10 protein-coding genes and 1 pseudogene are annotated in these 8,574 nt (G+C 49.7%); all 11 read left to right on the top strand.

Annotated elements, in window-relative coordinates; genetic code table 11:
* Positions 1-138: 138 nt before the first annotated feature.
* A pseudogene (gene dnaK, locus ACWIUF_RS07360) lies at positions 139-1,773 on the top strand (molecular chaperone DnaK); the annotation flags it as partial.
* A gap of 97 nt (positions 1,774-1,870) precedes the next feature.
* Positions 1,871-2,641, top strand: a complete 771-nt coding sequence (locus ACWIUF_RS07355) for a ChaB family protein (RefSeq protein WP_448571637.1) — start codon at positions 1,871-1,873, stop codon at positions 2,639-2,641.
* 80 nt (positions 2,642-2,721) lie between these two features.
* Positions 2,722-3,717: a DnaJ C-terminal domain-containing protein gene (locus ACWIUF_RS07350; protein ID WP_448571636.1), complete on the top strand. Its 996-nt coding sequence runs from the start codon at positions 2,722-2,724 to the stop codon at positions 3,715-3,717.
* A complete protein-coding gene (locus tag ACWIUF_RS07345; RefSeq protein WP_448571635.1) occupies positions 3,714-4,031 on the top strand; it encodes a chaperone modulator CbpM in 318 nt (105 codons plus the stop codon). Before ACWIUF_RS07350 ends, ACWIUF_RS07345 begins: the two co-directional genes overlap by 4 nt.
* A 55-nt stretch (positions 4,032-4,086) precedes the next feature.
* Complete coding sequence (locus ACWIUF_RS07340; protein WP_448571634.1) at positions 4,087-4,323, top strand: DUF2905 domain-containing protein; 237 nt, start codon at positions 4,087-4,089, stop codon at positions 4,321-4,323.
* A gap of 16 nt (positions 4,324-4,339) precedes the next feature.
* The gene (locus ACWIUF_RS07335) at positions 4,340-4,894 is read left to right on the top strand and encodes a phosphate-starvation-inducible PsiE family protein (protein ID WP_448571633.1); all 555 of its coding nucleotides are present in this window, start codon (positions 4,340-4,342) and stop codon (positions 4,892-4,894) included.
* 14 nt (positions 4,895-4,908) lie between these two features.
* Positions 4,909-5,580 (top strand): DUF1614 domain-containing protein, encoded by a 672-nt coding sequence (locus ACWIUF_RS07330; RefSeq protein ID WP_448571632.1) that lies wholly within the window; start codon positions 4,909-4,911, stop codon positions 5,578-5,580.
* Positions 5,581-5,630: 50 nt separating this feature from the next.
* Positions 5,631-6,392: a PRC-barrel domain-containing protein gene (locus ACWIUF_RS07325; protein ID WP_448571631.1), complete on the top strand. Its 762-nt coding sequence runs from the start codon at positions 5,631-5,633 to the stop codon at positions 6,390-6,392.
* 31 nt (positions 6,393-6,423) lie between these two features.
* Positions 6,424-7,833, top strand: coding sequence for a F0F1 ATP synthase subunit beta (gene atpD / locus ACWIUF_RS07320; protein WP_448571630.1), 1,410 nt, complete (start codon positions 6,424-6,426; stop codon positions 7,831-7,833).
* A complete protein-coding gene (locus tag ACWIUF_RS07315; RefSeq protein ID WP_448571629.1) occupies positions 7,830-8,231 on the top strand; it encodes a F0F1 ATP synthase subunit epsilon in 402 nt (133 codons plus the stop codon). The genes atpD and ACWIUF_RS07315 overlap by 4 nt, the downstream gene beginning before the upstream one ends.
* Positions 8,218-8,535, top strand: a complete 318-nt coding sequence (locus ACWIUF_RS07310) for an AtpZ/AtpI family protein (RefSeq protein ID WP_448571628.1) — start codon at positions 8,218-8,220, stop codon at positions 8,533-8,535. Before ACWIUF_RS07315 ends, ACWIUF_RS07310 begins: the two co-directional genes overlap by 14 nt.
* Positions 8,536-8,574 lie beyond the last annotated feature (39 nt).

Genomic DNA, 8,574 nt, shown 5'->3' with positions numbered 1-8,574 from the left:
GACAAAGCTGCTTCAAGATCAATTTGACAAGCTTCGGGAATGAGGCTATCATAGAACATCATTTTTTATTTGTTAGAGGACAGAATACTGCATTCTGTCCCTTTTTTCCATCGCTTAACCTAACTTTCAACACTTCTGGTTTCCTACAAGGTATTGCGAGACGGTAATGGCAATGTCAAACTTGACTGCCCAATTCAGAAAAAACAATTCGCACCTGAGGCAATCTCCGCTGAAGTGCTGCGTAAACTGGTGAATGATGCCAGCAAGTATTTGGGTGAACCTGTCACCCAAGCGGTCATTACTGTTCCAGCGTACTTCAACGACTCGCAGCGACAAGCCACTAAAGATGCCGGACGAATTGCAGGTATTGAAGTTCTGCGAATTATCAATGAACCGACGGCGGCAGCACTGGCCTATGGGTTAGACAAGAAAAGCAATGAAACCATCCTAGTGTTTGACCTCGGTGGTGGTACCTTTGATGTCTCCATTTTGGAAGTCGGAGATGGGGTGTTCGAGGTCAAAGCCACGAGTGGGGATACCCACTTGGGAGGTGATGACTTTGATAAAAAGATTGTGGATTGGCTTGCGACTGAATTTCAGCGCAATGAAGGCATTGATTTACGCAAAGACAAGCAAGCCTTGCAACGGCTGACGGAGGCCGCAGAAAAAGCCAAGATTGAACTGTCGGCAGCGACGCAAACGCAGATTAATTTACCATTCATCACGGCTACGCAGGATGGCCCCAAGCACTTGGATGTGACCCTGACCAGAGGGCAGTTTGAGCAATTGTGTAGTGACCTGCTCGATCGCTGCCGTAAACCCGTTGAGCAAGCATTGCGTGATGCCAAACTCACGGCTAGCGATATTGATGAGGTGGTGCTGGTGGGGGGTTCGACTCGCATTCCAGCCGTGCAGCAATTAGTGCGGCAAATGACCGGGAAAGAACCCTGTCAGGGTGTGAACCCAGATGAAGTGGTTGCGATCGGTGCGGCCATCCAAGCAGGGGTATTGGCCGGGGATGTGAAAGACGTGTTGCTATTGGATGTCACGCCGCTGTCCCTGGGTGTGGAAACCTTAGGTGGCGTGATGACCAAAATTATTCCCCGCAACACCACGATCCCTGTGAAAAAATCGGAAGTCTTTTCCACCGCAGCGGATGGCCAAACCAACGTAGAAATCCATGTTCTACAAGGGGAGCGAGAAATGGCAGCGGACAACAAGAGTCTGGGCACCTTCCGACTCGATGGCATCCCTCCTGCCCCCCGTGGTATCCCTCAAATTGAAGTTACCTTTGATATTGATGCCAACGGCATTCTCTCTGTCTCTGCCCAAGACAAGGCCAGCGGCAAACAGCAATCCATTACGATCACCGGGGCTTCAACACTTGATAAATCCGAGGTCGATCGCATGGTGAAAGAAGCTGAGCGCAATGCTGAAGCCGATCGTCGCCGCCGCGAACAAATTGACACCAAAAACAATGCGGATTCGGTTGCGTATCAAGCCGAAAAGCAACTCAAAGACTTGGGCGATAAAGTCCCCACGGCAGACAAAACTCGCCTAGAAGGGATAATTCAAGACCTGCGCACCGCGATTCAACGAGAAAACTACGATCGTATGAAGTCCCTCACCAATGATATTCAGCAGGCGCTCATGCAAATTGGCAGTGCGGTCTACTCCCAAGCCAGTGGCAGCACCCCCAATGGCCGCACTACCACCAGCAGCACAAGCAGCGGTGGTGAAGATGTTATCGATGCTGATTTTGTCGAGCATTAATAACTCCAAGATCACAGAGGTATTAAAAAATTCTGTGTTCACTGTACCTCTGTGGTCTACTCTATTAATATCTAAATCAAGCAGGAGAGATAATCACATGACTTCAGCCTTTGCCAAAGCTCCAGAGAAGTGCGTTTCCGCTGCCTTTAAGGATGAAAAAAAATTACAGGATGCTGTTCAACGTTTGCTCGATCGCGGTGTCCCCAAAGAGCGTATCTCTATCGTTGGACGTAACTTCCAGTCAGAAGCTCGCATCACTGGTTTTTTGACTAAAAAGGATGTGATTTTAGATGGCTTTGCCAGCGGTGCGCTCTATGGCTCCCTATTTGGCTCCGTTTTAAGTCTACTGACGGGGGTTGGTGTGTTGTTTATTCCCTTTTTAGGTGCTGTTGTCGCAGCAGGGCCACTGGGTGCAGCGCTACTGGGAGCAACCAGCGGTGCCCTCTACGGCGCACTGGGGGCAGGGTTAGGATCTGCGCTCATCTCCTTGGGAATGCCCCAGGATAAGGCGGCAATTTATCAAACACGGGTACAAGCGGGTGAATTTTTGTTGGTCGTAGAAGTTCCCGAAGAGAAATCGGGTGAAACCTTCCTACTTTTGCAAAGTGCTGGCGGTGAGGAAGTTTCCATTACAGATATGCAATTGCCCCGTGAACCTGAAGGCGAATTGACAGGCAGCGATCAACTCTCACCTGAAATGAAGGCAGATTTGTCAGAAGAAGCACAGCAAACCTTTGTCGAAACCTACAATCAGTCCCTTAGCGAATCGCCAGAGACAACCAATGCACTGATGAAAGCCTGGGAGCGCATTAAACAATTGTTTGAGCGTGACGACAAGGGTATCTTCTCAAAACGCAAAGCCGATTGATTAATACCTGGTATTTTTAATACCTGTTATTTGCCCATACTGCTCGATATACCATTCGTTTTCCTTCCCTGGAGGTGCCGATGGCTGCCACTGATTTCAAAGACTATTACGAAATTCTGGGAGTGAGTAAAACCGCCACACCAGAAGAAATCAAAAAGGCTTACCGAAAACTGGCACGCAAATATCACCCTGATTTGAATCCCGGTGATCCAGCAGCAGAAGCTCGCTTCAAAGAGATCAATGAAGCCCACGAGGTACTGTCTGACCCAGAAAAGCGCCAGAAATATGACCAGTTTGGGCAATATTGGAAGCAAGCCGCTGCGGGGGCACCCCCGCCGGGTGGGGCTGGCTTTGAAGGGATGGACTTCGGGCAGTACAGTAGTTTTGATGACTTTATTAACGAACTGCTGGGACGCTTCGGGCGCAGCGGGGGGACTGGGCAACGGGTGTATACCTATCGAACCACCACGGGGCCAGAGGGATTCCGAGAATACGTGGACTTTGGGGATGATCCCTTCAGCCGTTTTGTGGACATGCCGGCCCAAGATACGGAAGCCGCGATCGCCCTCACCTTTTCGGAAGCCTTTCACGGCACCCAGAAACGGTTACAAATTGGGGATGAAACAGTTACCGTTCGGATTCCAGCCGGGGCAAAATCCGGCAGCCGCATTCGGGTCAAGGGCAAAGGGCAGATCAGTCCCTTTAGCCAGCAGCGGGGGGATTTATACCTCACCATCGAGTTACTGCCCCATTCTTTCTACAGGTTTGAAGGCAATAATTTAATTTGTGAAGTCCCCATTAGTCCGGCAGAAGCTGTACTCGGTGCCCAAATAAAAGTTCCGACACCTGACGGCAAGGTAACGATGAGCATTCCCCCTGGTGTCGATTCTGGACAAACCTTGAGATTACGTGGCAAAGGCTGGCGCGATCCTAAGGGCAATCGAACTGATTTATTGGTAAGGTTGAAAATTGTCACCCCGAAGGACCTAAGTATGCAGGAAAGAGAATGCTATGAGAAGTTGCAGCAGGTTAGCAGTTTTGATCCCCGTCAAGCGATCGCGGAGGTGCGTCTATGACCACTAGCATGGGACTTTCACGAGTGGTTTGGTCGAATGCAGGCGATCGCCTCTACAGCTTTGAACAAGCGGCTTATTTTACCCAAACTTCAGTACCCCTTATTGAGCAATTTGTGACGTTAGGTCTGGTGGAACCAACGGGCACGATGCTGCGCCGCCAGGATCTCGTCCGCGTGGTACAAATTCAACGCCTGCGCCGCGATTTAGGATTAAATTTAGTCGGTGCCGCGATGGTGCTCGACATGGCAGCCGAAATTGCTCAACTCAAGGCCCAACTGCGTGTTTACCAAACAGAGTTTAGAACCAGACATTAGTGGGCTGGTTGTTAACTATCAAAATCCTGACGCCAATCGATTCCTAGGTACAACTATGATTGCAGAAATTGGGAAAATACTCGTCGTTCTTGGTGCTGGCATCCTGTTGCTAGGAGGCTTGCTCTGGCTTAGTGGTGGAACCTTGAAGCACATCCCCCTTGGTCGTTTACCCGGCGATATTTTAGTGCAGAATGAGTATTTTACCTTCTACTTTCCCTTGACCACTGGTATTCTTCTCAGCCTTGGCTTAAGCGCTTGCCTCTGGTTAGGAAAATTGATGACCAGTCGTTAATTTTGCGTATTCTGCCATGACTATGAAGTATCTATCCTCGCCAAATCAACGCTGGAAATTATGGTTTGAAAGAGACACTATCGTGCAGCATCTGGAGTTTTTCCAGAATTTTATTGTGATATCTCTCTGTATTGGTTTGTTTTGCGTTATGTTGATTCGGTTAGGTGAAATGTTTTTATCCTTGTTGAAACCGATCAACTTTCAAGCCATTACGTCTGATATTTTGTTTGTTCTCATCCTGGTAGAAATCTTTCGCTTGTTAATTATCTACCTCCAAGAGCAGCAGATTTCGATTGGGGCAGCCGTAGAAGTTTCTCTAGTATCGGCATTGCGGGAAGTGATTTTACAAGGAGTCGTAGATATTCCCATCGATCGTCTATTGGGAGTTTGCGCTTTTTTAGTCGTTTTAGGTGGACTATTGTATTTACGAGTCTGGATATTTCAGCAATTTGAGGCAATTTCAAATACAAGAAATGAATTTCTCTCGCAAGTCAATCCTCAAGATCTATCAGACAATCAGCATTTTCGATTGCGCCGCCGTCCAGCCTCCATCGAGCAATATCCCTTTTAGTGAACCCAACTGCAATGATTTACCTTCCCGTTACCCTGTTACTGTTTTTACTTTTCTTACTTATTTTCCCCTTCATTTGGCTAGCGATCGCCATCGATGTCGTTGAAGTCGCTGTTGCCAAGCTGGGCTTTTCTCCTGGTTTTGCCCTACTTTTATTTGCTGCCGTGATTTTGGGCAGTACCATCAATATTCCTCTCTACGAGCGTGTCTCTCAGGTCTCAATCGTGCCAGATTTTACAGAGCTTTGGATCGCGCGGTTTTGGGGGATTCCCTTGCGGAAAATGGAACAAAAAACAATCGTTGCCCTCAACGTTGGCGGGGGACTCATTCCGACTTTACTGGCCCTTTACGAATTTACTCGTTCCAATCCTTTAATACTTCTAAGCGTAACTGCGATCGTCACCTTTGTGAGCTACTACTCAGCTCAAGTTGTCCCTGGTATTGGGATTCAGATGAACGCACTGGTTGCTCCCCTTACCGCAGCGATGGCATCCCTATTGCTAACGGGTGGCTATGGTGCAGCCCCGATCGCCTTTGCTGGAGGGGTCCTAGGCACTTTAATTGGCGCCGATCTCCTCCATCTCCGGGAAATCGAACGTATGACGCCGGGGGTGCTGAGTATTGGTGGTGCTGGAGTATTTGATGGCATTGCCCTGTGCGGATTATTTGCCCTATTGTTAACCTAATCATTAGCCTAATCATTAACCTAATCATGGATTTTAAGGAGGCATGAAAGATGTTTAACGTTATTCGTCGGAGTCAAATTGTTGGTTTAATGGCAATGGATAGTAGCACAGCTACCCGCTATGGCAGTGTCGAAGAAGTTTGGATCGATGATAGCGGTCGAGTTGTCTACTTTGCTAGCGATGCCGGTTATACGCCCTTAGAGCAAGTGTCCATAATCGGCCCTGATGCCTTACTGACTTACTCAGAATTAGCACTGACACCACCGCCATCTCTGCGCCGTCTCCATCAGATGGCGGTTCGCACGCCCTCGTTGAGTACTCCCCTGGGTTGGGTAGAAGATTTTCTCTTTGATTGGGAAACGGGCGATATTGCGGCTTACATTTTGGGCGGTGAGATCGCAGCCCCCTTTGGGGGTCGGGCCGTTTTATTTCCTGAAGATGTGGAAGCGATCGACGCCGAGGTTGTCATTATCAAGGGGGATGCTAAAGATCGGCTCAAGAGTGAATCCGAGGGGCTACAGGGGTTCCTGAGTGAAAAATCGCAACAGGTGAAGAATCTCGTGAAGCGCATGGGCGATCGCTTGGCAAAACTCCTGTCACCCCAGGATAAACCCGACGTTGTTCGTGTCAAAATCAAAGAAATACGGGATGAACTCGGCCAATCCGGACAACATGACAAAAATGCCTTAGAAGAAGCCAGTGAATTTTTGCAAGATAAGTGGGAAGACTTCCAACATAGCCTCAGCCATACTGGACAACGGATGAAACAAGCGATCGATTCAGCCTGGAAGCGATTAACCCATTCATCTTGAGGCAAGTATGATTCGCAGCAGGCTCACCTGAATGCAGAATCCAATCACTCAATCGCGCACCACTGCATTGCCCGCGAGTAATACGGGGACAGTGTTGTCCGTGCGGGGCAGTGTGGTGGATGCCCAGTTTTCACAACGCTTACCTGCTTACCTTAATCGACTGAATGCAGGTGAAGATGGCAACGTTATTGTGGAAGTCGTTGCCCATCTAAATGCGGAAGTCATTCGCGGCATTGCCCTGACCCCGACATCAGGTTTAGCGCGGGGAGTCCCTGTGGTTGATCTGGGACAGCCGCTGCAAGTCCCAGTAGGGCGATCGCTGCTGGGGCGCATGTTTAATGTATTTGGCACCCCCATCGATAAACGAGAACCTTTAACAGATGTGAGGTGGCGATCGATTCATCAACCTGCCATTCCATTGATGCAGCAGTCTACCCAATCGGAAATTCTGGAAACTGGGATCAAAGTCATTGATGTCTTAGCACCGATCGATCGGGGGGGCAAAGCCGGACTGTTTGGGGGGGCTGGTGTCGGTAAAACGGTGCTGATTACGGAAATGATCCACAACATGGTCAGTCAGCACCAGGGCATCAGCTTGTTTTGCGGTATTGGTGAACGCAATCGGGAAGCGGAAGAACTCTACCGCGAGATGCAGATGGCGGGTGTGTTAGACCAAACGATTATGGTGTTTGGACAGATGAATGAACCGCCCGGTGCTCGGTTTCGGGTTGGTCATGCGGCATTAACAATGGCGGAATATTTTCGAGACGATGCGCAGCAGGATGTCTTGCTGCTGATTGACAATATTTTTCGGTTTATCCAAGCGGGACAGGAAGTGTCAGGTTTGATGGGGGAATTACCGTCACGGGTGGGGTATCAGCCGACCTTGGCAACGGAATTGGCAGCCTTGCAAGAACGCATTACCAGCACCACCACTGGGGCGATTACCTCAGTGCAAGCGGTGTATGTCCCGGCGGATGACTTTACCGATCCAGCCGCAGTGCATACCTTTGGGCATCTGTCTGCCTCGATCGTCCTCTCCCGCAAACGGGCTAGCGAAGGCTTTTATCCCGCCGTCGATCCCCTGCGATCGAGTTCAAAAATGTTAATGCCCGCGATCGCCGGAACGCGCCATTATGAAATTGCCCTGGCGGTTCGACAAACCCTGGCCACCTACGAGGAGTTAAAGGACATGATTGCGATGCTAGGGATGGCAGAACTTTCAGCCAGCGATCGCCAGATTGTCTACCGCGCCCGTCGCTTGGAGCGATTCCTCACCCAACCGTTCTTTTCCACCGAGCAATTTACCAGCAAACCAGGACGATTGGTACGACTAGAGGACGCATTAGAAGGGTGCGATCGCATCCTCAACGATGAGTTTGCAGACTATCCCGAAAGCGCTCTGTACATGATTGGCGACATCAAGGAGGCAAAACCATGATGCACCTAAAAGTGATGCAGCCAACGGAAGTCCTGGTCAATCAGCGTGTTACCAAAGTCACTGCGGAAGGCGAAAATGGCTCCTTTTGTCTGTTACCTCAGCATGTGGATTGGATCGCGGCTTTGGTTCCTGGCATCCTCTCCTTTGAGTCAGAGACTGGGGAGGAGGTATTTTTAGCGATCGATGCAGGCATTTTGGTGAAACAGGGGGCAGTGGTGTGGATTTCAGTCAGAAATGCCTTGCGGGGAAACCGTCTTGAAACCTTGCAAGAAGCGGTGCAACAACAGTTTCGGGATCTGGATGAACGGGAACAACGCGCACGCAGTATGTTGGCGCGACTGGAAACCAGTTTTGTCCGTGAGTTTATGGAATTGGGAGGATCGCATGAAGCCCTCTAACCCGTCAAAATCAGAAAATCCTGACCCCGATCGGCTCACCTTTGAGCAGCAAGTTACAGAGAAATCCAGGCGTAAAGTGGAGGCACGCCAGGAGGGCGATCGCAGTATTTGGGTAGGCTTGGGCTTATTTGGTATGGTGGGCTGGTCGGTGATGGTGCCGACGTTGCTAGGGATCGCTCTGGGCATTTGGATCGACCAACGCTTTCCCAGTCCCTACTCTTGGACGCTAATGTTGCTGTTTGTCGGCATTGTTCTGGGCTGCTGGAATGCCTGGTATTGGATTCAGAAAGAGCAAAAACGATGATGCCCCTTGGAATGAGGCAGCGCTAGTCGGGTGAAATAA

Source organism: Trichothermofontia sp., from assembly GCF_053493415.1.
Note: the sequence above shows the minus strand (reverse complement) of the source record. Positions and strands in the feature narration are given on the sequence as shown.